Raw genomic sequence first — 351 nt, 5'->3', positions numbered from 1 at the left:
CCATTAGCTCAGTTGGTAGAGCATCTGACTTTTAATCAGAGGGTCGAAGGTTCGAGTCCTTCATGGCTCACCATGTTACGCGGGTGTGGCGGAATTGGCAGACGCGCTAGACTTAGGATCTAGTGTCTTATGACGTGGGGGTTCAAGTCCCTTCACCCGCATTATACAGGATAGATATCCTGTATGCGGAAGTAGTTCAGTGGTAGAACACCACCTTGCCAAGGTGGGGGTCGCGGGTTCGAATCCCGTCTTCCGCTCCAACTATACCATCCACGCCGGGGTGGTGGAATTGGCAGACACACAGGACTTAAAATCCTGCGGTAGGTGACTACCGTGCCGGTTCAAGTCCGG

General features: G+C 53.3%; 2 tRNA genes. Both read left to right on the top strand.

Going from position 1 to position 351, the window contains the following annotated elements:
• The first annotated feature begins 79 nt into the window (after window positions 1-79).
• Window positions 80-161, top strand: a tRNA-Leu gene (locus G9F75_RS19760).
• Window positions 162-185: 24 nt separating this feature from the next.
• Window positions 186-260: transfer RNA gene (locus G9F75_RS19755), tRNA-Gly, on the top strand.
• Window positions 261-351 lie beyond the last annotated feature (91 nt).

Origin of the sequence: Bacillus sp. EKM208B, from assembly GCF_011800725.1 — a bacterium.
Lineage (GTDB): Bacteria > Bacillota > Bacilli > Bacillales > Bacillaceae > Bacillus > Bacillus velezensis.
This window is presented reverse-complemented; position numbering and strand designations above follow the sequence as displayed.